We start from the raw sequence: 26676 nt of genomic DNA, 5'->3' as shown, positions 1-26676 counted from the left end.
GCGAACCGCGACACCGCCGCGGCACGTCGCCGCACGGCCTCAGAGGCCGAAGAACAACAGCAGCGCCGGCCCGACGGTGGGAACCGCGGCGGCGGCGTACGCCGCCGGACTCCAGTCGAGGACGGTGCGGCCGTCCAGCGGCCCGAACGGGATCATGTTGAACCCCGCCAGCAGGACGTTGATGAAGAGGCCGCGCCACCCGACGTCGGGCGCCACCGTCACCATCAGGCCGAGGGAGACGGCCGCGAGCGCGACGTTCGTCAGCGGGCCGGCGACCGCGATGAGGCCGTGCTCGCGGGGCGTGATGTAGCCGCGGTGGTGGACCGCGCCCGGCGCCGCGAACAGGAACCCCGCGAAGCCGCCCGCGACGGCGAGCGCGAGCATCCCGAAGTCCGCGCGGAACTCCGCGTGCTGGCCGTAGCGCACCGCGACGACCTTGTGCGCGAGCTCGTGCAGCAGGAACGCCACCCCAACGGTCGCGAGGCTCAGCGCGAACTCCCCGAGGAACAGGCTGCTCGTCAGCGTCTCCCCCATCGTCGTCGGGCTCACCGGGACGTACAGCAGGCTGAACGCGAGCCCGAGCGCCAGCCACGCCACCAGGAGGTCCCGCACCTCTCGACCGGAGAACCGCATCAGAACAGCCCCCAGACGGCGTCCGCGCTGTTCTGTGCGCCCCTGACCATGGCGTCCGTGACGGCGGCGACGCTGTCGAACGGCCCGCCGATGAGCGGGAGCACGACGAACGGGAACAGCGCCGACGCGACGAAGCTCCCGACGTTCGTGCTCGCGACGACGGCGATGAGCCGGAACAGCGGCACGTCGAGCATGTCCGAGAGGACCGCCCGGATGGGTCGCGTCTCGTCGTCCAGGAGCTCGTTCAGCGTCCCGACATCCGCGACGCGCACGGAGAGGTACCGGAGCTCGACGTAGCCCGCGAACCAGCCCGGCGCGAGCAGGGGGTTCACGCTCGTCAGCCACGCGACCGCGCCGCCGACGCCCGCGCTCGACCAGTGCGCGCCGGCGAGCTTCGCCGCGCCCATCGAGATGACGCCGTTGAACAGGAACCACGCCGCGAACACCTCCAGGAGGACGGTGTTGCTGACGCCCGCCATCACCAGCAACACGAAGAACGCGAGAAAGCCCAGCGTCAGCAACAGCCCGAGGGCGCGGAACACGGAGAACCGCTTGCGCTGGGTGCCGGTCAGCGACCCGATCGGCGGCAGGTCCTCGGGGTGCTCGAGATAGTGCTCGACGCCCTCGCGGTGGCCGGCGCCGAGGACGGCGACCACGCGCTTGCCCTGTTCGCGGAGCGCGAGGAGGTTGTGCGCGATGTACGCGTCCCGCTCGTCGATGAGCGCCTCCGCGCCGGCGGGGCTGAACCGCCGGAACTCCTCCATCATCGCCGACACCACGTCCGCGTCCGTGAGGTCGTCCATCGAGAACTCCTCGACGTCGTCGGGTTCGCTGCGCGCGAACAGCGCCGCGAACGCGACGCCGAGCACGAGCGCGCCGCCCGCCGCGAACAGCGCGGCCTCAGCGAGCCCCGTAAGCAACAGCAGCGGCGTCGCGAGCACGCCGACGCCGGCCGGCGGCGGCGGCAGCAGGAACGGGCCGGCGACGAACTCCGCGGCGACGCCGACCAGGAACCCGGCGAGGCCGCCGACTGCGAGCCCGAGCGTCCGGCTGTCAGTGACGCCGAGCGCGAGCTCGCCCACGAGGCGGAGCTTCTCGACGCCGGTCATGCGCGCCCAGAACCGCTGGATGGTCACCTGGATGTCGCGGTCGACGAGCGCCACGTCCGCGCCGACGCGCTCCGCGGCGTCGATGCCCGCCTTCATGTCCGCGCCCGGTTCGATGCCGAACTGCTCGCCGAGGCGCTGCTGGACGTACGACAGCAGCCAGTACGCGAGGAACTGGAACGCCATGCTCCCCTTCAGGAGGTCGCTGGCGTCGAGGTCGTCGGGCGTCTCGCCCTGCAGCTGCCGGTACCTGCCCTCGTCGAGTTCCACCGCCACCGCGTCCGGCCGGTCCTCTTCGACGACGCGCTCGACCTCCTCGACGCTGTCCGCGGAGACGTGGGCCGTCCCGACGACCCGGACCGAGCCCTCGCGGGTCGCCGCGGATTCCTCGCTCATTGCCTCGAAGTTAGTCGTGGCGGCCTTACGCTTGTCGGAAACCGGAGCCGCCGCGACTCGGAAGCCTTCATGCCGCCAGCCGTCGAACCACCGGGCATGCCCGAGTCGGCCCGCCTGATGGACTCCTACACGGAGATGACCGAACTGCTGTTGCCCAACGACACGAACAACCTCGGCCGCGCGCTCGGTGGGGCGGTGCTGCACTGGATGGACATCTGCGCGGCCATCGCGTCGATGCGGTTCTCCGGCCGCCAGTGCGTCACCGCCTCGATGGACCACGTCGACTTCATCAGCCCCATCGAGATGGGGGAGGTCGCGGTCGTCGAGGCGTACGTCTTCGACGTCGGGCGGTCAAGCCTCGACGTGAAGGTCGACGTGCACGCCGAGGACCCCCGCGAGGGCACCGAGCGCAAGACGACGACGTCGTTTTTCACGTTCGTCGCGCTCGACGACGACGGCAACCCGACCGAGGTGCCGCGCGTCGAGACCGAGTCCGAGGCCGAGGAGACGCTCCGCGAGGCCGCCCTCGAGGCCCACGAGAACCAGCGGTAGGCGGCGCGGTCGCCCCGGAGCGGTCGGCCCGCCGGGGCTCCCCGGGGAGTCCGGCGGTCGCCGTCGCCCGGTGACGCCCAGACTTTTCCCACCTCGCCGCGTAGCCCTCGGCGTGTCACTCGACGCCCCCGCACCGGACCCGCCGGACCTGGAAGGCGACCCCGACGAGTACGAGGACGTGACCGTCCAGGGGACGGACTACCACCGCGACGACCTCCAGGCGTTCCTCGAGGACGGCGCGTGGGAGGAAGCGTTCGAGACGTGGGCGGCGGAGACGTCCCTGGACCGCGAGGCCTTCGACGTCGCGGTCGACCTCGGGCTGTTCGACCACTTCGACTTCTTCTGGGACGACTTCGCCGACCGCGTCGGCTACCACGCGCCCGGCCTCCCCGAGGACTGGCGCGAGCGCGAACTCCACCCGGACCTCCGGTCCTGGGACACGGTCTCGAACATCAACGCGTCGCTGGCGGAGCTCGGCGCGGAGGTCTCCCGGCTCCTGAAAGAGGAGTACGTCGACTGGGAGGCCGACTACGACGCGCCCGACGACCTCCCGGACTTCTGAGTCCGTCGCTCGGTTCCCGCGCGTCCGTGCAACTGCGACCGCAGCCGCGACCGGCGGCTCCGGCCGGGAGGCCGGCCGTCAGCCCGCAGCGGCGACCGGACCGGGTCGTGCGGTGCTCGTCGCGTGGACGTGGCCTGGACCGCTGCGGTCGCCGCGGCGTTCGCTCTCGTCGGCGCCCGCCCAGCTGCCGCGGTCGGCGTCGCCGAACGCGCCGCGCTCGAGGTCCGCGTTCAGCACGGAGGACTCGAAGTAGACGCGCTCGTAGGCGGTGGTGCTGTACTCGCCGTACAGCTCGAGGTCGCCGGTCTCGCCGAGCAGCGGCGCCAGCTCCGACACCTCGAACGCGACCTCGACGGTGTCACCGTCGACGCGGACCGACTCGGCGTACTGCCGCTCGGTCGAGTCGGCGTGGGTCACGTAGAAGCTCTCGGCGTCCGTGCCGTTCAGGCCGGCGGGCGCGTCCAGCACCACGGTCGCGTCGCCCCGCCGGACGTCGACGGACTCCACCTCGGCGAAGTCGTCGACGCGCCGGATGCGGTTGGTGTCCTCGGGCGACACCGGCGAGTTCTCGCGGACGTACTCGAGGAGCGCGGTGCCGTAGAGGGTGTCCGTCGCGTTCACCCGTGGAGCGTCCGCGAGCACGGAGCCCTCCCAGCCGGCCATGTAGGAGTTCACCGTGACGTCGTACGTCTCGTCGCCCTCGACGGGTTCGCCGTTCACCCACGCCTCGCGGACGACCGGCTCCTGGTCACCGTGGCTGGCGTACTCGTAGGTGACGCCGCTGACCTGCAGCTGCGCCTCGACGCCGTACCGCTGGCCGGTCTCGCTCTCCAGGGGGACGACCTGGCTGGCGAGCAGCCGCTTCAGCTCGTCGCCCGTCAGCTCGACGGTGACGAGCGTGTTCCGGAACGGCAGGATGTTGTAGACGTCGCCGACGGTGACGTTCCCGGGCCCGTAGACGCTGTTCGACCGGATGCCGCCCGCGTTCGTGACGGCGACCTCGGCGCCGGTCTGCGCCCGGAAGGCGTCCGTGATCATGTTCCCGAGCGCGGTCTCGTCGTGGTAGTTCGGCGAGAACCGCGCGTCCAGGGCGACCGTCGTCTCCCCGACGACCTCGTTCAGTTCGTCCTCGCGGGCGTCGGAGATGACGGCGGACGCCGTCTCGTTCTTCGGGGCTTCGCTCGTGTCGAGGAGTCGGCCGTTCCAGGCCGTCACGTCGCCGTCCTCGACGGTGAGGTTGACTTCGGCGAGGTGCTGGGCGCGCGCCTCGGCCTCGACGATGACCGTCCCCGAGGTCTCTTCGGGCGCGTACTCGAGTTCGTCGTCACCGGCGACCACGACGTCGACGTTCTCGGTCGTGTTCGCGAGCGTCTTCGACTCGGGGATGCCGACGTGCGCGGCCGCCACCACGACGTCGACGCCCCGTTCGTCTTTCAGTTCGGTCGCGTACTCGCTGGCGACAGCCGAGTAGTTCCGGAGCTCGTATCCCTGCTCGTCGAAGCTCACGGCGGTCTTGGACTTGATGGCCTCGTCGGCGAGCCCGACGACGCCGACTTTCACGCCGTCGCGTTCGACGACGGTGTACGGCTCGGTGCCGGGGATGGGCTCCCCGGTCTCCTCGTCGACGATGTTCGCCATCAGCCACGGGAACTCCGAGGCCGCGGAGTAGTTCGCGACCGCCTCGAACCCGTAGTCGAGGTCGTGGTTGCCGACGACCTCGGCGTCCGGCTCGAGCACGTTCAGCACGTCGACGGGGACCCGCCACTGGCTGAGCGGCGACAGCGCGTGCGGGCTGACCTCGTCGCCGCCGCCGACGATGACGGTCGGGTTGTCGTGGGCGGCGCGCCGCTGGTCGACGAGCGACACCAGCCGCGGGAGCGTCGTGTTCTCCGCGGCGGCGGTCTGGACGTCGTTGTACGCCAGGACCGTCAGGGTCGTCTCGTCGCTGGAGTTGTTCGCCTGCGCCTCGACGGCAGTGCTCGCGGCGCCGTCGGTCAGTTCGCCGTGCGCTGCTGTAGTGTCGTGGGTCGTCGGCGCGCTCGCCGCCGCGGGCCCGACTGCGCCCGCGAGCACGAGGCACGCCACGACCAGTACCGTGGGAAGCCTGCGCATGCAGGAGCGTACTCGCACCACGACGGCTTAAATTTACTAGGTAGTGAGCTTGGGAGAACAATATAGGGATACCGAATTTAGGAAGGTATCGAACGAAATCTCTGTCGGGCGTCCGTCGGTGACCGCGTCGCTCGATGGAGGCGTCGCTCGCTGGGGCGTCACACGATAAAGCTCCGCTCGGTGGCGGCGTCGAGGACGGACGCGGAATCGGAGCTTCAGGCCTGTTCGACGGCCGCGGCGGCGTTGACGATGGTCTCCTCGCCGAACGCCGGGCCGACGAGTTGCAGGCCCACGGGCAGGCCGTCGGCTTCGCCGGCCGGCACGGAGATGGCCGGCAGGTTCGCGAGGTTCACGGGCGTGGTGTTGGCGTCCGCGAGGTACATCTTCAGCGGGTCGTCGAGGCTCTCGCCGAGCTCCGGGGGGAGAATCGGCATCGTCGGCGACGCCAGCACGTCGACGTCCGCGAACGCGTCGTCGAAGTCCCGCTTCACCCACGCGCGTGCCTCCTGGGCCTGCTTGTAGTACTTGTCGTGGTAGCCGGCCGAGAGCGCGTACGTGCCGAGGAGGATGCGGCGTTTCACCTCGTCGCCGAACCCCTCCGAGCGCGCCTCCGCGAACGACTCGTTCCAGTTCCCGTCGAAGCCCCCCGAGTGGCCGTAGCGCACGCCGTCGAAGCGCGCGAGGTTCGAGGAGGCCTCCGACATCGCGATGACGTAGTAGGCGGCGACCGCGTACTCCGCGGACGGCAGGGCGACCTCCTCGACGGTCGCGCCCCGACTGCGGAGGTCCTCGAGGGCGGCCTCGAACGTCTCGACGACGCCGTCCTCGGCGCCCTCGACGAGTTCGGTGGGGACGCCGACGGTGAGCCCGTCGACGTCGCCCTCGGCCGCCGCGGCGAAGTCCGTGTCCGCGCCCTCCTCCCGGGTCGTGCCGTCGTTCTCGTCCGGACCGGCGACGACGTCGAGGAGTTCCGCGGCCTCCTCGACGGTCGGCGCGATGGGGCCGATCTGTTCGAGGCTGTTCGCGTACGCGACCAGGCCGTACCGGGAGACGAGCCCGTACGTCGGCTTGATGCCGACGACGCCGCAGAACGCGGCCGGACACCGGATGGAGCCGCCGGTGTCGGAGCCGAGCGCGAGGTCGGCGTCGCCGGCGGCGACGGCCGCCGCGCTGCCGCCCGAGGAGCCGCCCGGCACGCGGTCCTCGTCTACGGGGTTCCGCGTCGGGCCGAAGTACGACGTCTCCGTGGTCGTCCCCATCCCGAACTCGTCCATGTTCGTCTTCCCGGGGACGGTCGCGCCCGCGTCTTTGAGGCGCTCGACGACCGTCGCGTCGTACGGCGGCACGTAGTCCGCCAGCATCTTCGAGCCGCAGGTCGTCCGGACGCCCTCGGTGGAGATGTTGTCCTTGACGGCGACGGTCCGTCCGGCGAGCGGGCCGTCCTCCGAGCCCTCGATGGTCTCCTCGGTGATGTACGCGTTCAGCGACATCACGACACCTTCGGGCCCTTGAACCGGCCGTCCTCGGTCTCGGCGGCGTTCGCCAGCGCCTCGGCCTGGTCGAGGCTGTCCTCGATTTCGTCCTCGCGCATCACGTTCACGAGGTCCGGCTCGGCCTCGACCTCGGGGACGTCCTCGAGGGCCTCGAAGTGCGCGAGGATGTCGTCGAACTGGTCGACGAACGCGGCGACCTCGTCGTCGTCGAGGGCGACCCGCGCGAGGCCCGCGACGTGCTCGACCTCGTCGGCGTCGACAGAATCGCTCATGTCCGAGGATTGCCCGTCGCGTCGGTAAGCGTTTCGATGGCACCCGGCTCGCGTCCGTGAGTGAGGGTGTCTACCACAGTCCTTTTGTGCGCTGAAGCCCTCCGTACAGACGGATTCGACGCCTGCGGACCCACAGAATCCGCCCAGCTCACCATGAGTGACCCCCGAACGCGGGAGGACGACCGCGAAGAGGCGACCGAGTCTCCCGACGCCGGACCCGACACCGCCGCGAGGGTCGCTGACGCCGAGTCGGCGGACGAACGGGAGGCGGAGCCCGAGCGCGACCGGACGGACGCGGACGAGACCGCCGAGACGCGGTGTCCGGAGTGCGGCGGCGACCTCGTCGTCGACGAGGAGCGCGGCGAGACGGTCTGTGAGGACTGCGGGCTCGTCGTCGAGGAGGACGGCATCGACCGCGGCCCCGAGTGGCGCGCCTTCGACGCCGACGAACAGGACCAGAAGAGCCGCGTCGGCGCGCCGACGACGAACCTGATGCACGACAAGGGCCTCTCGACGAACATCGGCTGGCAGGACCAGGACGCGTACGGGAACTCGCTGTCCTCGCGGCAGCGCCGGAAGATGCGCCGGCTCCGCAAGTGGAACGAGCGCTTCCGGACGCGCACCGCGAAAGAGCGCAACCTCAAGCAGGCCCTCGGCGAGATCGAGCGGATGTCCTCGGCGCTCGGCCTGCCGAAGAACGTCCGCGAGACCGCGTCGGTCATCTACCGCCGCGCGCTGGACGACGACCTCCTGCCCGGCCGCTCCATCGAGGGCGTCGCGACGGCCGCCCTCTACGCCGCCGCGCGACAGGCGGACGCGCCGCGCAGCCTCGACGAGGTGGCGAACGTCGCGCGCGTCGACCGCGACGAGATCGCCCGCACGTACCGGTACGTCGCCCGCGAGCTCGGCCTCGAGGTCGCGCCCACCGACCCGACGAGCTACGTGCCGCGGTTCTGCTCGGAGCTCGGCCTGAGCGACGCGGTCGAGCGCCGCGCCCGCGACCTCCTCGAGAGCGCCCGGCAGGCCGGCCTCTACTCGGGGAAGTCGCCGGTCGGCCTCGCCGCGGCCGCCGTCTACGCCGCCAGCCTCCTCGCGAACGAACGCGTCACCCAGAGCGAGGTCTCCGATGTCGCGAACGTCAGCGAGGTCACCATCCGGAACCGCTACCACGAGATCCTCGAGGCCGGCGGCGAAGCCGGCGTCGAAGCCTGACGGGACGCCGGTCGCTCGCGCGGTCGACCCGCCCGACCGCAACCTCTTTCCGGCGCGTCGCGAGACCGCGGTGCATGGAGACGACCCGCCACTTCACGGCGACCGTCTACGTCGTCAACGACGGTGCGACCGCCCTCCACGACCACGACCGCCTCGGCATCACCATCCCGCCGGGCGGCCACGTCGACCGCGACGAACTCCCCCACGAGGCCGGCCTCCGCGAGGTCCGCGAGGAGACCGGCCTCGAGCCGACGCTGCTCGGCGACGCGCCAGACCTCCCGGCGCCGGACGGGTTCGCGCTGCCGTCGCCGCGCTACCAGGTCTGCTACGACATCAACGTCCACGAGGACGGCGCCGTCGGCCACCAGCACGTCGACCACATCTACTTCGCGCGGGTCCCCTCGCGGCGCATCGACCCCGCCGACGGCGAACCGGGCCCGGCGGTCTGGGACTGGTACGACCGCACGGACCTCCGCCGCGCCGACCACCTCGACGACGACACCGTCCAGATCGCGCTCGAGGCCATCGAGGCGGCCGAGCGCGTGGACGGCTGAGTCGGGCTACCGGCAGCGTGGACGGCCGAGTAAGGGGCGTCGAGCGCTCCCTGCGCTCAGTTCGTGTTCGTCATGCCGCCGTCGACGACGAGGCTCTCGCCGTTCACGTAGTCGCCCATGTCGCTGGCGAGGAACACGGCGGCGTCCGCGATGTCGCCCGGGTCGCCCCAGCGCCGCGACGGCACGTCCTCGAGGTAGTCGTCGCCCATCTCGCCGCCGACGATGGGGACGTCGTCGGTCGTCATCGACGTCTCGATGATGCCGGGGTGGATGGCGTTCACGCGCACGCCCTCCGGCCCGAGTTCGGCGGCCAGCGAGTACGTCAACAGCCGGACGGCGCCCTTCGACGCGCAGTAGGTCGCGAACCCCGCCGACCCTTCCAGGCCGGCGACGCTGGAGAGGTTCACGATGCTGCCGCCGTCGCCGTCCAGCATCCGCTTCGCGGCGGCCTGCGCGCCGAAGTACGTCCCCTTCACGTTCACGTCCATCAGCTGCTGGAACTCCGCCTCGGTGACCTCGGTGAACTCCTCGCCGCGGAAGACGCCGGCGTTGTTCACCATCACGGAGACGCCGCCGTACTCGTCCGCGGCGTCGACGGCGGCCTCGAGGTCCTCGAGGTCGCTGACGTCGCACTCCACGAACGTCGCGGACCGGTCGGTCTCGGACTCGACGACTTCGACGGTCGTGGCGTCCTCGTCCGGGTCCCGCGACTCGGCTTTGAGGTCCGCGACGACGACGTCGGCGCCCTCCTCGGCGAACCGGACGGCGACCGCCCGCCCGATTCCCGAACTACCGCCCGTTACCACTGCCGCCTCGTCGGTGAGCAGACCGGACATGTCTCTCGGATACGACACGACCGACCTTGAAACGTGCGGGCGATTCCCCCGCTGTGGCGACGACCCGGATTCGCCGCCGCTACCGGCCTCCGGTCCGCTTACGACTCCAGGCGGCTCTCGACGTACTTCGTGACGTGGTCGTCCAGCCGGCGCTTGAACCCGGCCCGCCGCGCGAGGCGGTCGACCTCGCGCGCCACGAGGCTGCCGTACTGGACGGCCTTCTTCTCGCGCTCGCAGACCACGTCGGGCAGCCGGTCGCGTGCGGCCTCGCGGAGCGCGCGCTTTCGGGTCCCGCCCGAAACGAGCCAGTCGCCTGGCAGCGAGAGCGCCGCGCGCACCACGTCGTCGTGCACCAGCGGCGTCACCGGTTCGACCCCGGCGGCGCGGACCGCCCGCAGGTCCCGCTCCAGCTGGTCGGGTAGCGACCGCAGGACCTCGCGGCGCGCGCCGCGGACGGTGTCCGCGTCGACGCGGTGGTCGCCGGGCGCGTTCGCGACCTTCGCGTACCCCCCGAACAGTTCGTCCGCGCCCTGCCCGAGCGCCACGCGGTCGTAGCCGTCGGCAGCGATCGCGTCCGCGACGAGGTACAGCGGCAGCGCGATCTGGACGTCCATCGCGTTCGTCCGGCCGATCGCGCGCGCCACCTCGGGAACCGCCGCCTCCACGTCGTCCAGGGAGAGGGCCACGACGCGCAGGTCGCCGCCGCGGCCCATCGCCGCCGCGGACTCCTCCGCGGCAGCGACGTCCGCGCAGTCCCCGTACCCGACGACGTACAGCGGTGCGTCCACGGCGCTCGCGACGACAGCCGAATCGACGCCGCCGGAGAACGCAACCGCGAGGCCGTCGCCGTCCACCGCGAGGCCGTCGCCGTCCACCGCGGGTTTCTCGCCGTCCACCGCGAGCGCCCGGTCGAGCGCCGCCCGGACGCGCTGGACGGGACGCTCGCCGTCCGCGGGCGGGTCGGGAAGCCGCCACGCGCGCTCGGTCGCGCCAGTCCCGAGCTCCCGGACGTGGCCCGCCGGCACCGGCTCCGCGTTCGGGAGGCCGTCGGGGTCGTGCGCCCACGCGCCGCTTTCGGGGTCGACGTAACAGAGCTCCCGACCGAGGACGTCACGCACCAGGCGGCCGTCCGGGAGTTCGCCGGCGAACCCGTACGTGCCCGGGAGCGGGTCGGCCGCGTCGAGGGCCGCCTCGACCGTCCCGGCGGACGCCCCCCGCATCGGCTCAGAGCAGCTCGGCGAGCCGGTTTTTCACGCGTCGCTTCGCGCCGCCCGCGGCCTGCCGGAAGCTGATGTGCCAGGGCGTGCGCTTGCCCTCGACGCTCGTGCGGCCGTCCCGGACGGCGTCCAGGATGGCCGCCAGGCTGCGGTCCTCCGCGCCAACCCTGGTGACCGCCTGGCCCACCATCTCCGCGATGTGGGCGTCGCTGCCCGCCGTCATGGGGATGTCGTGGGCGCGCGAGAAGCGCTCGGCCTTCCGGTTCGCGCGCCCGGTGAGCAGCCGGGAGTTGTACACCTCGATGGCGTCCGCCGACGCCAGCTCGCCGTGGGAGACGTTCGGCGCCACGCCGCTGCGCGACGACTGGAAGGGGTGGGGGACGACGGCGATGCCGCCGCGGTCGCGGATCGCCTCGAGGGTCTCGTCGAACGGCAGCCCCGCCGGAACCGCGTCCTCGACCCCCAGCGCGAGCACGTGGCCGGCCTCGCTGGTCACCTCCATCCCGGGGATGCCGACGAGGTCGTAGTCCGCGGCGAGTTCGGCCGCACGCAGGCTCGCGTCGATCTCGTCGTGGTCCGTGACCGCGAGCGCGTCGAGCCCCACCGCCTGTGCCTGCTCCAGGAGCATCTCGACGGGGTCGCGGCCGTCGTAGGACAGCGACGAGTGCGTGTGTAGTTCGACCGAGAGCACGCCTCCTGGTAGCGCGGGGGCGGCAAAAAGCGCCCCGGTCCGGTCGAACCGGCCGAACGTAGCACGAACGTGCACATGGAAACGACTAAACCCGCCCAGGAGGACCAAGAAGGTGAATGCCACTCGCCGACTCGGACCGACGCCTCGTCGAAGCGGAACTCGGCCGCGACCCGACGCGCGCGGAGGCCGCCCTGTTCGAGAACCTCTGGAGCGAGCACTGCGCGTACCGCTCCTCGCGCCCGCTGCTGGCCGCGTTCGACAGCGAGAGCGACGACGTCGTCGTCGGCCCCGGCGACGACGCCGCCGTGGTGTCAGTCACCGACGACTTGTACCTCACGTTCGGCGTGGAGAGCCACAACCACCCGTCGTACGTCGACCCCTACGACGGCGCCGCCACCGGCGTCGGCGGCATCGTCCGCGACACGCTCTCGATGGGCGCGTACCCCATCGCGCTCGCGGACTGCCTGTACTTCGGCGACTTCGACCGCGAGCACTCCCGGTACCTCCTCGACGGCGTCGTCGAGGGCATCAGCGACTACGGGAACGCCATCGGCGTCCCGACGGTCACCGGCTCCACGCAGTTCCACGAGGGCTACGAGGGCAACCCCCTCGTGAACGTCGCCTGCGTCGGCCTCCTGCCCGAGGACCGCCTCGTCACCGCCGCCGCGAACGAGCCCGGGAACGCGCTCGTGCTCGTCGGGAACGCCACCGGCCGCGACGGCCTCGGCGGCGCGAGCTTCGCCAGCGAGGACCTCGCCGAGGACGCCGAGACCGAGGACCGCCCCGCCGTCCAGGTCGGCGACCCCTACGCGGAGAAGCTCCTCGTCGAGGCGAACGAAGCCCTCCTCGACGAGGACCTCGTCGTCGCCGCGCGCGACCTCGGCGCGGCCGGCCTCGGCGGCGCGTCCTCGGAGATGGTCGCGCAGGGCGGCCTCGGCGCGCGCATCGACCTGGACGCCGTCCACCAGCGCGAGCCGAACATGAACGCCCTCGAGATCCTGCTCGCCGAGAGCCAGGAGCGCATGTGCTACGAGGTCCGCCCCGGGGACGTCGAGCGCGTGCGCGAGGTCGCCGAGCGCTTCGACCTCGGGTGCTCGGTCATCGGCGAGGTCACCGAGGGGAACTACGTCTGCGAGTTCGAGGGCGAGCCCGTCGTCGACGTGCCCGCCGAGTTCCTCGCCGACGGCGCGCCGATGAACGACCTCGACCGCGGGGCGCCCGGCCGGCCCGGGACGGACCTGCCGAACGTCGACCTCGAGACGGCGACCGAGGCCGTCGTGTCGAGTCCGAACACGGCCAGCAAGCGCTGGGTGTACCGCCAGTACGACCACGAGGTCGGCAACCGCACGCTCCGGCGGCCCGGCGCGGACGCCGCCGAACTGGCGCTGTACGAGGTCCCCGAGGCCGGCGGTCCGGACACCGCGCTCGCGTTCGCGGCGGGCGCGAACCCGAACTGGACGGAGGCGGCGCCCTACGAGGGCGCGTACGCGACCGCCGTCGAGAACGCGACGAACCTCGCGGCGGTCGGCGCCGACCCGCTCGCGGCGGTGGACTGCCTGAACGGCGGGAACCCCGAGAAGCCCGACGTCTACGGCGGCTTCGCGGCCGCGGTGGACGGCCTCGCGGACGGCTGTCGGGACCTCGACGTGCCGGTCGTCGGCGGGAACGTCAGCCTCTACAACGACTCCGCGGCCGGCCCCGTGCCGCCGACGCCGACGCTCGCGATGCTGGGCGTCCGCGAGGGCTACGACGCCCCCGACGCGGCAGTCACGGGCGAGGGCGCGCTCGTGCTCGTCGGCGGCCACGACGAGGCGCTCGGCGGCTCCGAGTACCTCGCGCAGTTCGACGGCAGCGACGCGTTCCCCGACGTGGACGACAGTGGGGTCGCCGCGGTGCGCGCGGCCGCGCGCCACGACGCGACGCTCGCCGTCCACGACGTCAGCGACGGCGGCCTCGCGGTCGCGCTCGCGGAGCTGGTGACCGAGGACGCCGGCGTCGACGCGACCGCGCCGAGCCTGGCCGCGCTGTTCTCCGAGCGGCCCGGCCGCGCGGTCGTCGAGACCACGGACCCCGACGCGCTCCGCGCGGCCGTCGACGCGCCGGTCGTCGACCTCGGCGACGCCACTGCGGACGGCGCGCTCTCGCTGGCCGTCGACGGCGAGGACGGCGGCGTCGAGTACGACGCGGCCGAGCTCCGCGACCTGCGGAGTGTCCTCGAGCGCGAGCTGGACTGACGGAGCGGCGACGGCGACTGCTCCGCGTGCAGTCGCTGCTCCGAGGGAACTGCGGTCTCTCGGCGGCCACCCGCTGCTCGTGAGGGAGCCGTGGTCCGCGACGAGACGTCGCCGCTCAGAACAGGGCGGGCAGCGCGTACGCGACGGCGACGCCGACGAGCAGCACGACGAAGCCGGTGGTGACTTCGCTGGTCCCGTACTCCTGCATCGGCGCGGTGACGCGGCCGGACTCGTCGTCGTGGTCGTGGTCGTCGGACATGCGCGGCGCTTGCACGCGGCCGTACTTGGCAGTACCGAACCCAATCCGGTCCGCCAGTCGTCGAACCCGGTCACTCGGCGTCGGCTCGCGCCACGACAGCGCCTCGAACCCGGTCACTCGGCGTCGGCGTGCCTGACGATGTGGACGTCGTACCGGTCGTCCGCCGAGACGTTCTGACCGACGGACGTGATGCCGCCGATCATGCGGCCGGCGTTGTCGCTGCCGATGAACACCACTTCGGCGTCGTTCCGGACGGCGACGTCGCGGATCGCGCGACTGACGCGGCCGCGCGGCGCGTACCTGTCCACGGTCTGGTACTCGAAGCGGACGTCGGGGCCGAAGTCGGCGACGACGCCGGCGAGGTTGTCGGCGACCGTCTCGACGCTGAACGTCTCGTTGCCGCCGAGCCACCCTCGCTGGCGGGCGAGCGACGAGTCCTTCGGGATGGCGGTGACCGCGACGACTGTCTGGTCGGACGCCCGGGCGAACGTGACGGCCCGGGACAGCGCGGCCCGTGCGAGCGGCGAGTTGTCGAACGCGACGACGTACGTCATTCCAGATCCCCCTCCGTGGGGACGTTGCAGGGGGGAGGCGAAACCCCTATCGGTCGCTCCCGAGAACTGGGAGGTATGCTGACCAAGCGGGTCATCCCGTGCATCGACGTGGACCTCGACGACGACGGGAACGCCGCCGTCTACACCGGCGTGAACTTCGAGGACCTCGAGTACACGGGCGACCCCGTGGAGATGGCCAAGCGGTACAACGAGGCCGGCGCCGACGAGTTCGTCTTCCTGGACATCACCGCGAGCGCCGAGGGCCGCGAGACGATGCTGGACACCGTCGAGTCCGTCGCCGACGAGGTGTTCATCCCCCTGACGGTCGGCGGCGGCATCCGCGACACGGACGACGTCAAGGAGACGCTGCGCGCGGGCGCCGACAAGGTCTCCATCAACACCGGCGCGCTCGAGCGACCGGCACTCGTCGAGGAGGGCGCGCGGGCGTTCGGCAGCCAGTGCATCGTCATCAGCGTGGACGCGCGGCGGCGCTTCGACGAGCGCGGCGAGCACTACGAGCAGGTCGACGGCGAGTCCTGCTGGTTCGAGGCGACCGTGAAGGGCGGCCGCGAGGGCACCGGCCGCGACGTCGTCGAGTGGGCCGCCGAGGCCGAGCGGCGCGGCGCGGGCGAGCTGTTCGTGAACTCCATCGACGCCGACGGCACGAAGGACGGCTACGACCTCCCGCTCACCGGCGCCGTCTGCGACGCCGTGTCGACGCCCGTCATCGCGTCCTCGGGCTGCGGGTCGCCCCAGGACATGGTCGAGGCGTTCGAGGCGGGCGCCGACGCCGCGCTCGCGGCGTCCATCTTTCACTTCGGCGACTACACCATCGAGGAGACGAAGGCGTACCTCGACGAGCACGGCGTGCCCGTCCGTCGCTGACCCCAGTCGCCGGTACCTCGACCCGCGTCCGCTCGAGGGTTCGCCGTTCTCTCGCGTACCGCCGTCTGCCGACCCGTGACGGGTTGCGTCGACGCGCCGCTAAAATTCACGTCGTTCGGCCACTAATCCTAACGAATGAATTATACTGGGGCGCGTGGACGCTGTGGGTATGTCACACTCCGGTGCACCCGGGCCGGGGGACCCGGGGCCCACCCAGTGTGTCGCCGACGGCCCGCTCGAACCCGGGCGGTCCGCTGTCGAGGCCGTCGAGTGCGACTCGGCGCGCTTCGTCGCGATGGCGCACGCTTCGGGGGGTATCCAGCCGACGTATCTCGTCCTCACGGCGGCGGACGGCGAGCCGACGCAACTGGAGGTCACGGACGTGCTGTCGGTCCCGGAGGTACAGAACGCGCTCGCGTACTTCGGCGAGCACACGGACAGCGTCCGCGTCAGGACGCGCGCCGAGCGCCGCGTCGCCGTCGAAGAACACGTCCGGGCGCTGCGGAACCGCGAGGACGGTGAAGTCCTCCAGTTCGGGGGCTGTACGTTCGACCTGGACGTCGTCGTCGGCTAGGCCGCCGCCTCGAAGGCGTCCGCGAAGTCCCGCAGCTCGTCGCCCATCCGGCCGGCGGCCGCCTCGAGCGCGTCGAGGGGGTCCGTTCCGCCCTCGGTGGTGATGGTGAGCAGCGGCTCGGTCTGGCCGCCGGACTGTTCGGGGTTCATGTCGTAGGACGCCGCCGCGACCCCGTCGGTCTCGAGGAGTGCGCCCTTCAGCACGTTCATGAACGTGTGGTCTTCGTCGGCGATCTCGATGGTGAGCTCCGTGTCGCTCTTCTCGATAACCCGCAGGTCCATGCGACGTGGTTCGCCCGTGGCGCGTTTCAACGTTTCGAAGCGTTCTGCCGGCCGCAGGCGGCGACGCGCGCCAGTGGCGGACGCTTTATGGCGCCGCGGCCGACCACGTGGTGTATGAACGTCTCGCCGCTGCTGGTGGTCGCCGCGACGGTGGCGGTGGCGCTCGCCGCCGTGGCGGTCGTGCCCCGGTTCCGCCGCCCGGGCGCGCTCGCTCGCACGGTGCCGGCCGCCGCCGCGCTCGGCGTTGCGGCCGCGGTCGCCCTGGACGCGGTCGGCCTCTGGCGCGGGGCGGCGTGGGCCGCCGTCTTCACGCTCGCCGCGGCCGGCGTCCACGTGCTGCGCGTCGGTGAGGGCCGGACGGTCGTCCGCCGCGTCCGCGCGCGACTGCTCTTCGGCGTCCCGTGGGGGACGCTCGTGTCCGTCGCCGGCGTCGCCGCCTTCTACCTGTTCGCGCAGTTCGGCGCCGAGTCGCCGTCGTCGCCGCTCGTCGTGCCGTTCGTCTCGTGGTCGTACTTCTACCCGCTGGGCACGCTGGCCGCGCCGTTCGCACACGCCAGCCTCGGGCACGTCACCGGGAACCTCCTGGGGACGCTGGCGCTCGCGCCGCTGGCGGAGTACGCGTTCTCGCACTTCCCCACCGGCCGCGGCGAGTCCGCGTTCGACTCCTGGCGCACCAACCCCTACGTCCGGGCGTTCGTGCTGTTCCCGCTCGGCGTGTTCGTCGTCGCGCTCCTGACGGGCGCGTTCGCGTGGGGCGCGACCATCGGGTTCTCCGGGGTCGTCTACGCGTTCGCCGGGTTCGCGCTCGTCCGGTACCCCCTGGCGACCGTCGTCGCGGTGTCCGCCCGGGAGGTCCTCTCGCTGCTCTGGGCGGTGCTCCGGGACCCCATCACGTTCGCGTCGGCGTCGCCGTCGTTCTCGCCGCCGTGGTGGGCGGGCATCGCCGTGCAGGGCCACCTGTTCGGGTTCCTCGTCGGCGCGGTGCTGGCGGCGCTGCTGGTGGCGCGCCGCGACGAGCGGCCGTCCGCGGCGCGCGTCTGGTTCGGCGCCGTGGTGCTGGCGTCCTCGCTGTCACTCTGGGCGGTCTGGTGGTACGGCGGCGTCGAGGAGTACGTCCTCTACCGCGGCGCCGGCCTCCTGCTGGTCGCGACCCTCGCCGCGCTCCTGACGGTGGTCGTGCGCGCCGACGACCGCACGCTCGTCCGGGACGTCTCCACGCGGAAGGTCGCGTTCGCGGCGCTCGCGCTGCCCGTCGTGACGATGTCGCTGGTCGCCGTCCCCGTCAACGTCACCACGGTCTCGGAGGCCGACCTCCCCGGCGACCCCGTCGAGATCCGCGGCTACGAGGTGACCTACGCCGAGGACGTGACGAACGAGCGCGTCGCCGGCGTGGAGGTCCCGTACTTCGCGCAGGCGACGAACGTCTCCGCGAGCGGCGTCATAGTCGCGAACGCGGACCGCGAGATCTGGACCGAGGAGGTGAGCGCCGGCGAACTCGCGTTCTGGGGCGACCGGCGGGTCACGGTCGGCGGGGTCGGCTGGCGGGAGTCCGTCGGCGTCCACCGCCGCGGCTGGGTCCCGCGCGGCGGCGACGCCGTCTACAACGTCTACGTGACGCCGCCCGACGGGCCGACCCGCCACGTGTACGCCTCGGGGAACGCGACGGCGGACCCGGTGGTCGGCGGTCGGAGCGTGCGCGTCGACGCCGCGGGCGGCGGGTTCGGCCTCCAGGTCGTCGACGACGACACGGTCGTGGAGACGGTCCGGCTGCCCGAGGCCAACGAGTCCGTGACTGCCGGCGGGCTGACGTTCGTGCGCAACGAGTCGCGCGTGCTCGCCGAGTACGGGAACACGTCCGTGACGATAGCGACCGAAGAGACCTACGAGTAGCCGCTGCTGGCGCCGTCAGCCGTCCGGCCACGCGATCCTGAACACCTCGACGTCGAGGGTCTCGCGGTCGCTGGTGTGGAACTCGAACTGCCGGTCGACGTCGAACTCGGCGGCGAAGGCGTGCGTGACGTCGCCGCCCCGGTCGGCGGCGAACGACTCGACGAACGCGCGGCTGCCGGCGTTGTGGATGGAGTACGAGACGGCGGCGACGTCGGCGGCGGCCGCGAGGAAGTCTCGGTCGGCGTGGCGGCGGCCGCGCTGGGCGCCGAACGGCGGGTTCATGACGACCGTGTCGACGGCCGCGAGCGGCGGTCGCGTGGCGTCGCCGCGCACCCAGTCGACGGCCACGCCGGCGTCGACGCGCCCTTCGTTCTCGCGAGCGACCGCGATGGCGTCGGCGTCGCGCTCGACGGCGACGACGCGCTGGGGGTCCCGCGTGGCGGCGCCGAGCGCGAGCATTCCAGTGCCGGCACCGAGGTCGGCGACCGTCCGCCGGGCGAGGTCGCCCTGGAGGTCCGCGAGGTGGAGGAGGTGTGCGGCGAGGCCGGCGGGCGTGGGGTACTGTTCGAGCGCCGGGTCGGGGTCCCGGAACCCCTCGACGGCGGCGAGGCGGCGCTCCAGCGGGCGCTTCATGGGTACGCCGAGCGGCCGGAGCGCGAAGAAGGTGCTGTCTCGCGAGCGACCGACGGCGGTCAGTGGAGCGCGAAGCCGTGGACGTCGACGGCGAGGCCGTCGCGGCGCGCGCGCTCGGCGACCGCGGAGAGCGCGGGTTCGACCTTCGAGCGGGCGGCGTCGGCCTCCACGGTGACGGAGAGGCGGTTCGCGCCGAGGAAGGCGGCGGCGGCGACGACGTCGCGGAGGCGGTCGGCCTCGCGCTGGGTGGCCAGCGAGCAGTCCTCCTCGAAGCGCGCGGTGGCGGTGACTTCCGCGGGGACGTAGTCCCGGTCGGCGAGGTCGTCGGCGAGCCTGCGGAGGTCCTCGCGGGACGCGTCGGCGATAGTCTCGGCGTCGACGGCGACGGGCGTGGCGTCGGTCGGTCGACAGCCCTCGATGGGGGCGGAGCGGGAGGTCGTGCTCATGCTACCCACACATACATAGTGGAAATACAAAAACCTTTACTGATGCGCAGTAGTAATCGACGACGCGCGAGCGGAGCGACGACGTTTCGCCGAACGCGAACGGCAGCGACCGCGGCAACCGAGAATCGAGGCGAGGCGCGGAACGCCTACCAGGTGCCGTGGAAGGTGTCGAAGGAGAGCTCGTCGAGGGGCTCGTTGCCGACCGCGATCTCGTACTCGCCGGGCGTCAGCATCGGCTTGTGGAACTGGGGGCCGTCGTCGGTCGTGATCCGCGGACAGCCCGTGTTCACGAACGCGTCGACGTCGAAGTTCCGGAGGCGGTCCGGCGTCACCTCGTCCATCGTGATGAGGTACGCGTCGTCGTTGTTCTCGACGATCTCGTTCGCCTGGTCCCAGCGGCCCTGGCCGATCTTCGTACAGAAGATGACCCCCCACGTGTCCGCGCTCATCGCCTTGTGGACGGTCGCGTAGCGCTGCTTCATGAACTTCTCCGTGTCCGCGACGGAGACGGTGTTGTTCACGGGGTCCGCGATGACGACCTTCTTCTCGGGGTGTTCCATCGCGAGGCCGAGCGGGTGGAACTTCCCGCCGCCGACGTACAGCACCTGGTCGGCGTCGATGTCCGCGCTCGCGTAGTTGCAGCCCAGGACCTGGCCCTCGTGGGTGAGGCGGTCGTCGCCCTTCCGCGTGTGCACGTCGAACCCGCGATCGCTCAGCCACGCCTTCATGTCCTCGAAGAGGTTCATGTGCTGGGCGGTCGTCACGAGGCCGACGTCGCCCACTTCGAGCTCCTCGAGGGACTGCTCCATGATGGGCTCGACGTCGACGTTCGAGAACAGCGGCACGTAGATGATCTTCTCGGACTCCTTCATCGGCGAGTGCCCGAAGTGCACGAACACGTCCGTCCGCCGCATCATGTACGTGTCAAGGTCGCAGGCGCCGTAACACGGCTGCCCGGAGATCAGCACGCGCGTGTCCTCCGGCAGCAGCTCGCGCAGGTCGTCGGCGACCATCGGCGCGCGGCGCTTCAGCCCCTCCGGGAACTGCAGGCCGACCTTCTCCGCGTCCCGCTCCTCGACCGCCTCCACGATGCGGTCGAGCTCGTAGTCCCACGTCCGGTCGTGTTTCAGGGAGAGCCCGGTCTTCCGGAGGTCTCCCACCGAACGCGTCTCCTCGTGGCTCATTGGCCCTCGGTACTGGTCTCGGGCGTTTAACCCCGGCGGTTCCCCCGCGGACGCGCTCGCAGTCCCGTCCGGCCCACTCGCCCCCGCTTCCGGCACCTTCAAACGGGCCGAGCACCAACTCGCCGGCAATGAGCGTCGACTCCGACTCCGCGACGACGACCGACTCCGCGACCGCCGACGAGCTCGCCCGGCAGCTCGGCGAGGCCATCACCGAGACGCCCGAGTACCGGGCGTTCGTCGAGTCCAAGGAGGCCGTCGAGACCAGCGAGGAGGTCCAGGACCGCATCCGGGAGTTCGAGGACCTCCGCCAGGAGTTCATGCTCGCGCGCCAGACCGGCGACGCCACCCAGGAGGACGTCCAGGCGGTCCAGGAGGCCCAGCAGCACCTCCACGACCACCCCGTGATGGCGGAGTACCTCGAGGCCCAGGACGAACTCGAGGCGAAGTTCGAGTTCCTCAACGACTGCATCTCGGAGCCGCTCGCGGTCGACTTCGTCGGCGAGTCCGGCGCCTGCTGCCAGGACTGACTACTCGAAGCGAACGAGCGGCTTGATGACGCCGTCGTCTTTCGACTCCATCAGCTCGAACGCCTCGTCGACGTCGTCGAACGCGAACTCGTGGGTGGTCATCGGCGTCGGGTCCACGCGGTCCGTCTCGAGCAGTCGGAGCAGCCGCCGGAGCCGCAGCCGACCGCCCGGACACAGGCCCGTGACGATGTCCTTCTCGGCCATCCCGACGCCCCACTCCTCGCGGGGGATGGAGACGACGTCGCCTGACCCGTGGTAGCCGACGTTCGAGACGACGCCGCCGGGTTTGATGGCCTCGACGCAGGCGGCCAGCGTCTCGCTGGACCCGAGCGCCTCGATGGCGGCGTCCACGCCGACGCCGTCGGTGTGGTCGCGGATGGCCTCGACGGGGTCCTGCTCCGCGAAGTCGACGACGACGTCCGCGCCGTACTGGGTGGCGAGTTCGCGACGCGCCGGCACGGTCTCGACGGCGAAGATGCGGCCGGCGCCCTGGAGGGCCGCGCCGCGGGTCGCCATCAGGCCGACCGGTCCCTGCGCGAACACCGCGACCGTGCCGCCGACCGGGACGTCCGCGTGCTCGGCGCCCATGAAGCCCGTGCTCATCATGTCGGTGACGTACGCGGCGGCCTCGTCGGAGACCGACTCGGGGACGTGCGCGAGGTTCGCGTCCGGGTCGTCGACGTGGACGTACTCCGCGAACACGCCGTCCTTCTCGTTGGCGAACTGCCAGCCGCCGAGCGGGCCGTGGGACTGCGAGGGGTGGCCGTCCTGGGCGGCCGCCGACCCCCAGTCGGGCGTGATGGCGCCGACGACCGCGCGGTCCCCGGGCGCGAAGTCCTCGACCTGGTCGCCGACCTCGTCGACGACGCCGACTACCTCGTGGCCGAGCGTGAGGTTCTCGCGCTCGCCGATGGCGCCGTGGACGGTGTGGACGTCGGACGTGCAGACGAGCGCGACCGTCGGTTCGAGGATCGCCTCGCGCGGCCCGCACTCCGGGCGGTCCTTCTCCGCGAACCCCGTCTCGCCGACGCCGTTCATCACGAAGGCCTTCACGCCGACCACCCCGTCCGGCCGGTCCGGGCGTCTCCTGTGCTCGGCGTCGCCTGTCGCGGGTCGGTGGTTGGGGCCGCCTGTCGCGGGTCGGTGGTTGGGGCCGCCTCTCGCGAGTCGGTGGGGTCGCGCGAGTCAGTGGTGTCGTGTCGCGGCATGACGCGACGTTCCGCGGAGACGCTGATTGTTATTCGCGGGTATCCGGGAGTAAGGTGACTGTACGGGGCGCGTCCGCGGCGCCTACCCGTGGTAGTCAGCGCGGAGCGCCTACTCGTCGTATCGCCTGCCGGCCTACTCGTCGTACTGCTCGCCCAGCGACGCCTCCTCCGCGGCGAGCTTCTCGACGCCGGTCTTCAGGCCGTACGTGAGCACGGTGTGCCCGAGGTCCGTCAGCGCGTAGTACGAGTACGGCTCCTCGGTGCCCGTGTTGGGGTCGCGGCGGTTCCGCACGAGCCCGGCGCGCGTGAGCTTCCGGAGGTGGTAGTGCAGGTCGTTGCCCTCCCTGTCGAGGACGTCGCCGAGCTCGCTCGCGCTCAGCCGGTCGACCTCGCTGAGCGCGGTGAGGACGCCGAACGCGGGCTCGGTCGACGCCACCCGGTACAGCTCGAGGTACTCCTCGCGGGTCAGCAGGCTGTCCTCCGGGAGCGAGACCTCGAGGTCGCTGCCGTCGCCGCGGTCCTCGCGGTCGTCCCGGACGGCGCCGCCGTCCGCCAGCAGCGCGCCGTCGGCCGCGTCGTCGTCGGACATGAGCGTGACTCGTACCTCGGTGTAGGCCCGCAACCGGGTTAAACGTTCTTACTCCGGTGGAAGTGGTCCGCGACGCCGCGTCCCCCGTCGCGCGCGGCAGCTTTATGCGACGCGCCGCGCGACGAAACGATATGCGCGAGCGCCTCCTGTCGGCCCTCGACGACAGCGACACCCTCACCCACCCCGCCAGCAAGCGCGGGTTCCTCGTCTACCTCATGGGGCCGTACAAGTCCTACCCGCCCTACGAGTCGCCCCGGCCGGCGGCCGAAGTGCCGACCGACCGGGGGACCCTCGACGAGGTCGCCGACCGCGTCCGGGACGGCCTCGACCTCGACGCCGACGACGCGCTGGCGCTGCTGGTCGCGCTCCGGCGGGACCTGCGCGCCGACACCGGCGTGAACGCGTTCCTCGCGACCGACCCGGGGATCCCGTTGAGCGAGGTCGACGCCGCCACCCAGAGCATCGCGTTCGCCGACGCCGCGACCGCGACGGTGTTCGTCGCGCCCGCGATGGGCGACAACCTCGGCGTCGGCATCGAGGTCGGGTCGGTCTGCGAACACCTCGACGACGACACCTTGCTGACCGACGCCGTGTTCCTCGGGGAGCGCGGCGTCGAGAGCTCGATGGTCGACGCCGTCGCGGCGCGCTGGCACGTCACCGTCGACGAGTTCGACGGGTACGACGACCTCTACCGCGCGGTCCGCGTCCACCTCCGCGCCGTCGCGTGACCCGGCCGCCCCGCGACTTTATCATTCACGAACGACAATGAGGTAATCTCATGGCCGCCGGCGACGACTCCCACCGCGACGACCTGGAGACGTCCGTGGACGCGCTCGGCTACGACCGCGAGGCCGTCGGCGAGTACGCGGCGCTCGCTGCGGACCTCCGCGAGCGCGTCGACGGCGACGTTCGCTTCGACGAGTACGCCCAGCTCCTGTACGCGACCGACGGCAGCGTCTACCAGGCGCGGCCCGCCGGCGTCGTCTGCCCGCGCGACGTCGCGGACGTCCGGGCGACAGTCAGGACCGCCGCCGAGCACGACACGCCGGTTCTGCCCAGGGGCGCCGGGTCGTCGCTCGCCGGCCAGACCGTCGGCGACGGCTGCGTCGTCGTCGACGTCAGCCGGTACATGGACGACATCGTGGACGTGGACCCGGACGCGGAGCGCGCGACCGTCCAGCCGGGCGTCGTCCAGGACGACCTCGACGCCGCGCTCGCCGAGCACGACCTCAAGTTCGCGCCGGACCCGGCGTCATCGAACCGCGCGACGGTCGGCGGCGGCATCGGGAACAACTCGACGGGCGCCCACTCCGTGCGGTACGGCATCACCGTCGCGTACACCGACCGCCTGACGGTCGTGCTCGCGGACGGCTCCGTCGTCGAGACCCGGGAGGTGGTCGTGGACGGCGACGAGTGGGACGACCTCGCCAGCGGGGACTCCCTCGAAGCCGGGCTCTACCGGACGGTCCGGGCGGTCGTCGAGGACAACGCCGCGGAGATCGCCGACCGCTACCCGGACCTGAAGCGGAACGTCTCCGGCTACAACCTCGACCGCGTCTGCTACGAGAACGACGACGGCCAGCGCTGCGTCAACCTCTCGAAGCTGTTCGTCGGCGCGGAGGGGACCCTCGGCGTCGTCGTCGAGGCCGAACTGGACCTCGTCTCCGTGCCCGAGGAGACGGCGCTCGCGCTGTACTGCTTCGAGGACCTCCTCGACGCGGTCCGCGCCGTGCCCGTCGCCCTCGACTACGACCCGAGCGCGGTCGAGCTGATGGACGACGAGCTGTTCCGGCTGGCGCGGGACTCCCCGGAGTTCGCCGAGTACGTCGAACCGATCCCCGACGACGCCGCGGCCGCGCTGATGCTGGAGTTCGACTCGGAGCTCCACGACGACCTCGAGGCCGCCGTCGCGGCCACCGACCGGCGGTTCCGCGAGGACGGCGACGCCTTCGACTCGCTGGCCGCCCACACCGACGAGGCCCAGGCCGACCTCTGGAAGCTCCGGAAGGCCGCGATTCCGCTGCTGATGGGTCTGGAGGGCGACCCGAAGCCCTACCCGTTCATCGAGGACGCGACCGTCCCCCCCGAGGACCTCGCGGCGTACGTCGCGGACTTCGAGGACGTGCTCGCCGACCACGGCACGAGCGCGGCGTACTTCGCGCACGCCGGCGCCGGCACCCTCCACATCCGGCCGATCCTGAACCTCAAATCCGAGGACGGCGTCGAGACGATGCACGGCATCACGGAGGACGTCACCGGCCTCGTGCTCGACCACCACGGCTCGTTCTCGGGCGAGCACGGCGACGGCCGCGCCCGCACGATGTTCAACCCGAAGATGTACGGCGAGGACCTCTGGGGGGCGTTCCGGGACGTGAAGTCCGCCGCCGACCCCGAGTGGCTGCTCAACCCCGGGACGGTGGTCTACCGCGGCGACCCCACCGACATGCGCGAGGACCTCCGGTACGGGCCCGCCTACCAGTCCGTCGAACCGCAGACCGAACAGGACTTCGGCGACGAGGGCGGGTTCGCGCACCTCGTCGAGCTCTGCAACGGCTGCGGGACGTGCCGGCAGACGAACTCGGACACGATGTGCCCGACGTACCGGGCGTCGAGGGAGGAACAGCAGACCACGAGGGGGCGCGCGAACCTCCTCCGCGCCGCCATCAGCGGCGAGCTCCCCGAGGGCGAGCTGTACACCGAGCGCTTCCAGGCGGAGGTCCTCGACCTCTGTGTCGGCTGCAAGGGCTGCAAGTCCGACTGCCCCACCGGCGTCGACATGACGAAGCTCAAGGCCGAGGTCAAACACGAGTACCACGAGCGCGAGGGCGCGTCGCTGCGCGACCGCCTGTTCGCGAACGTCGACGCCGTCTCCCGGCTCGGCAGCCGGCTCGCGCCGCTCTCGAACTGGCTGCCGGCGCTCCCCGGCGCGGGCCGCGTCGCCGAGGCGGTCGCCGGCGTCGCGCCCGAGCGCGACCTCCCGACGTTCCGCAGGCGGACGCTCGCCGACCGACTCGCTGACCGCGAGCCCCGCGTCCCCGAGGCGGCCGCCGACCGGAAGGCGCTGCTGTTCCCCGACCCCTACACGAACTACAGCTACCCCGGGATCGGCGAGGCGGCCGTCGAGGTCCTCGAAGCCGCCGGCGTCCACGTCGAGCTCGCAGGCGAGGTCCGGGACAGCGGCCGCGCGGCGTACTCGCTGGGGTTCCTCGACGCCGCCGCCGAGCGCGCCCGCCAGAACGTCGGCACGCTCGCGCCACGCGTCGCCGACGGCTGGGACGTCGTGTTCGTCGAGCCCTCCGCGGCGGTCATGTTCCAGGACGAGTACCGCGACCTGGTCGACGCGGACGGCGTCGGCGCCGTCGCGGACGCCGCCTTCGGCGTCACCGAGTACCTCGACGCGTTCCGGCTCGACGACGCGCTCGACGCGGACGCCGGCGGCGAGGCCGTCGCCTACCACGGCCACTGCGCGCAGAAGGCGCTCAACGCTGACCACCACGCGGTCGGCGTACTGCGCCGCGCCGGCTACGCCGTCGACCCCCTCGACTCGGGCTGCTGCGGGATGGCCGGGAGCTTCGGCTACGAGGCCGAACACTACGACCTCTCGCTGGCCATCGGCCGCCTGCTGTTCGACGAGGTCGACGACAGCGACGCCGGCCGCGTCACCGCGCCGGGCGCGTCCTGCCGCACGCAGCTCGCGGACCGCGACGGCGCCGAGCGGCCGCCCCACCCGGTCGAACTGCTCGCCGACGCGCTCGAGTGACTCGCGCTCGCTCGCG

The 26676-nt window shown here is 72.0% G+C and carries 27 protein-coding genes; 11 read left to right on the top strand and 16 right to left on the bottom strand.

Going from position 1 to position 26676, the window contains the following annotated elements; genetic code table 11:
* Positions 1–39: 39 nt before the first annotated feature.
* On the bottom strand, positions 40–633 hold the full coding sequence (locus U5911_RS09365) for a zinc metalloprotease (protein WP_336036772.1): 594 nt from the start codon (positions 631–633) through the stop codon (positions 40–42).
* Positions 633–2135, bottom strand: coding sequence for a TraB/GumN family protein (locus U5911_RS09360; RefSeq protein ID WP_336036771.1), 1503 nt, complete (start codon positions 2133–2135; stop codon positions 633–635). The genes U5911_RS09365 and U5911_RS09360 overlap by 1 nt, the downstream gene beginning before the upstream one ends.
* Positions 2136–2231: 96 nt before the next feature.
* Between U5911_RS09360 and U5911_RS09355 the strand changes: the two genes are divergently transcribed.
* Complete coding sequence (locus U5911_RS09355; protein ID WP_336036770.1) at positions 2232–2687, top strand: acyl-CoA thioesterase; 456 nt, start codon at positions 2232–2234, stop codon at positions 2685–2687.
* Between the two features lie 112 nt (positions 2688–2799).
* Positions 2800–3249, top strand: a complete 450-nt coding sequence (locus U5911_RS09350; protein WP_336036769.1) for a DUF7992 family protein — start codon at positions 2800–2802, stop codon at positions 3247–3249.
* 78 nt (positions 3250–3327) lie between these two features.
* Here the strand turns inward: U5911_RS09350 and U5911_RS09345 are convergent, their stop codons facing one another.
* The 3 genes from U5911_RS09345 to gatC form a co-directional block, all read right to left on the bottom strand.
* Positions 3328–5361 carry a bifunctional metallophosphatase/5'-nucleotidase gene (locus tag U5911_RS09345; RefSeq protein WP_336036768.1) on the bottom strand — a complete coding sequence of 678 codons (2034 nt, stop codon included), beginning with the start codon at positions 5359–5361 and terminating at the stop codon, positions 3328–3330.
* 215 nt (positions 5362–5576) lie between these two features.
* A complete protein-coding gene (gene gatA / locus U5911_RS09340) occupies positions 5577–6851 on the bottom strand; it encodes an Asp-tRNA(Asn)/Glu-tRNA(Gln) amidotransferase subunit GatA (RefSeq protein ID WP_336036767.1) in 1275 nt (424 codons plus the stop codon).
* The gene (gene gatC, locus U5911_RS09335; protein WP_336036766.1) at positions 6851–7126 is read right to left on the bottom strand and encodes an Asp-tRNA(Asn)/Glu-tRNA(Gln) amidotransferase subunit GatC; all 276 of its coding nucleotides are present in this window, start codon (positions 7124–7126) and stop codon (positions 6851–6853) included. The genes gatA and gatC overlap by 1 nt, the downstream gene beginning before the upstream one ends.
* Before the next feature lie 153 nt (positions 7127–7279).
* Here gatC and U5911_RS09330 point away from each other — a divergent pair, with 153 nt between their 5' ends.
* Together U5911_RS09330 and U5911_RS09325 are read left to right on the top strand one after the other, a co-directional pair.
* Positions 7280–8338, top strand: coding sequence for a transcription initiation factor IIB (locus U5911_RS09330; protein WP_336036765.1), 1059 nt, complete (start codon positions 7280–7282; stop codon positions 8336–8338).
* Between the two features lie 74 nt (positions 8339–8412).
* Positions 8413–8892, top strand: a complete 480-nt coding sequence (locus U5911_RS09325) for an NUDIX domain-containing protein (protein ID WP_336036764.1) — start codon at positions 8413–8415, stop codon at positions 8890–8892.
* Between the two features lie 56 nt (positions 8893–8948).
* Here U5911_RS09325 and U5911_RS09320 read toward each other — a convergent pair whose 3' ends face one another.
* The 3 genes from U5911_RS09320 to U5911_RS09310 form a co-directional block, all read right to left on the bottom strand.
* Entirely contained in the window at positions 8949–9728 is a 780-nt protein-coding gene (locus U5911_RS09320; RefSeq protein ID WP_336036763.1) for an SDR family oxidoreductase, read from the bottom strand.
* A gap of 98 nt (positions 9729–9826) precedes the next feature.
* Entirely contained in the window at positions 9827–10948 is a 1122-nt protein-coding gene (locus tag U5911_RS09315) for an asparagine synthase C-terminal domain-containing protein (protein ID WP_336036762.1), read from the bottom strand.
* A 4-nt stretch (positions 10949–10952) separates the two neighbouring features.
* Positions 10953–11636 carry a PHP domain-containing protein gene (locus U5911_RS09310; RefSeq protein ID WP_336036761.1) on the bottom strand — a complete coding sequence of 228 codons (684 nt, stop codon included), beginning with the start codon at positions 11634–11636 and terminating at the stop codon, positions 10953–10955.
* A 116-nt stretch (positions 11637–11752) separates the two neighbouring features.
* Between U5911_RS09310 and purL the strand changes: the two genes are divergently transcribed.
* Complete coding sequence (purL, locus tag U5911_RS09305; protein WP_336036760.1) at positions 11753–13870, top strand: phosphoribosylformylglycinamidine synthase subunit PurL; 2118 nt, start codon at positions 11753–11755, stop codon at positions 13868–13870.
* 115 nt (positions 13871–13985) lie between these two features.
* On the opposite strand, the gene U5911_RS09300 is transcribed toward purL, so the two are convergent.
* Both U5911_RS09300 and U5911_RS09295 read right to left on the bottom strand, forming a co-directional pair.
* Positions 13986–14129 carry a DUF7550 family protein gene (locus U5911_RS09300; protein ID WP_336036759.1) on the bottom strand — a complete coding sequence of 48 codons (144 nt, stop codon included), beginning with the start codon at positions 14127–14129 and terminating at the stop codon, positions 13986–13988.
* Positions 14130–14242: 113 nt separating this feature from the next.
* A complete protein-coding gene (locus U5911_RS09295; protein ID WP_336036758.1) occupies positions 14243–14683 on the bottom strand; it encodes a universal stress protein in 441 nt (146 codons plus the stop codon).
* A gap of 75 nt (positions 14684–14758) precedes the next feature.
* Here U5911_RS09295 and hisF point away from each other — a divergent pair, with 75 nt between their 5' ends.
* Positions 14759–15568 (top strand): imidazole glycerol phosphate synthase subunit HisF, encoded by an 810-nt coding sequence (gene hisF, locus U5911_RS09290; RefSeq protein ID WP_336036757.1) that lies wholly within the window; start codon positions 14759–14761, stop codon positions 15566–15568.
* A gap of 169 nt (positions 15569–15737) precedes the next feature.
* A complete protein-coding gene (locus tag U5911_RS09285; RefSeq protein ID WP_336036756.1) occupies positions 15738–16142 on the top strand; it encodes a hypothetical protein in 405 nt (134 codons plus the stop codon).
* Here the strand turns inward: U5911_RS09285 and U5911_RS09280 are convergent.
* Complete coding sequence (locus U5911_RS09280) at positions 16139–16423, bottom strand: DNA-directed RNA polymerase subunit L (protein ID WP_336036755.1); 285 nt, start codon at positions 16421–16423, stop codon at positions 16139–16141. The genes U5911_RS09285 and U5911_RS09280 overlap by 4 nt on opposite strands.
* A gap of 114 nt (positions 16424–16537) precedes the next feature.
* Here U5911_RS09280 and U5911_RS09275 point away from each other — a divergent pair, with 114 nt between their 5' ends.
* A complete protein-coding gene (locus U5911_RS09275) occupies positions 16538–18313 on the top strand; it encodes a rhomboid family intramembrane serine protease (protein ID WP_336036754.1) in 1776 nt (591 codons plus the stop codon).
* Between the two features lie 15 nt (positions 18314–18328).
* On the opposite strand, the gene U5911_RS09270 is transcribed toward U5911_RS09275, so the two are convergent.
* The 3 genes from U5911_RS09270 to dph2 all read right to left on the bottom strand — a co-directional run bounded on the left by U5911_RS09270 (position 18329) and on the right by dph2 (position 20576).
* Positions 18329–18946 carry an METTL5 family protein gene (locus tag U5911_RS09270; RefSeq protein WP_336036753.1) on the bottom strand — a complete coding sequence of 206 codons (618 nt, stop codon included), beginning with the start codon at positions 18944–18946 and terminating at the stop codon, positions 18329–18331.
* 59 nt (positions 18947–19005) lie between these two features.
* Complete coding sequence (locus U5911_RS09265; protein WP_336036752.1) at positions 19006–19392, bottom strand: DUF7961 family protein; 387 nt, start codon at positions 19390–19392, stop codon at positions 19006–19008.
* Positions 19393–19538: 146 nt separating this feature from the next.
* Positions 19539–20576, bottom strand: coding sequence for a diphthamide biosynthesis enzyme Dph2 (dph2, locus tag U5911_RS09260; RefSeq protein WP_336036751.1), 1038 nt, complete (start codon positions 20574–20576; stop codon positions 19539–19541).
* Between the two features lie 128 nt (positions 20577–20704).
* On the opposite strand from dph2, the gene U5911_RS09255 reads away from it, so the two are divergent.
* Positions 20705–21103, top strand: coding sequence for a YlbF/YmcA family competence regulator (locus U5911_RS09255; RefSeq protein WP_336036750.1), 399 nt, complete (start codon positions 20705–20707; stop codon positions 21101–21103).
* Here U5911_RS09255 and U5911_RS09250 read toward each other — a convergent pair whose 3' ends face one another.
* Together U5911_RS09250 and U5911_RS09245 are read right to left on the bottom strand one after the other, a co-directional pair.
* Entirely contained in the window at positions 21104–22156 is a 1053-nt protein-coding gene (locus tag U5911_RS09250) for a zinc-binding dehydrogenase (RefSeq protein WP_336036749.1), read from the bottom strand.
* A 288-nt stretch (positions 22157–22444) separates the two neighbouring features.
* Entirely contained in the window at positions 22445–22900 is a 456-nt protein-coding gene (locus tag U5911_RS09245) for a helix-turn-helix domain-containing protein (RefSeq protein WP_336036748.1), read from the bottom strand.
* A gap of 131 nt (positions 22901–23031) precedes the next feature.
* Here U5911_RS09245 and U5911_RS09240 point away from each other — a divergent pair, with 131 nt between their 5' ends.
* Positions 23032–23628 carry a DUF7509 family protein gene (locus tag U5911_RS09240; RefSeq protein WP_336036747.1) on the top strand — a complete coding sequence of 199 codons (597 nt, stop codon included), beginning with the start codon at positions 23032–23034 and terminating at the stop codon, positions 23626–23628.
* Positions 23629–23678: 50 nt separating this feature from the next.
* Positions 23679–26660 (top strand): FAD-binding and (Fe-S)-binding domain-containing protein, encoded by a 2982-nt coding sequence (locus tag U5911_RS09235; RefSeq protein ID WP_336036746.1) that lies wholly within the window; start codon positions 23679–23681, stop codon positions 26658–26660.
* Positions 26661–26676 lie beyond the last annotated feature (16 nt).

This window comes from Halobacterium yunchengense (genome assembly GCF_037031165.1).
Lineage (GTDB): Archaea > Halobacteriota > Halobacteria > Halobacteriales > Halobacteriaceae > Halobacterium > Halobacterium yunchengense.
Note: the sequence above shows the minus strand (reverse complement) of the source record. Positions and strands in the feature narration are given on the sequence as shown.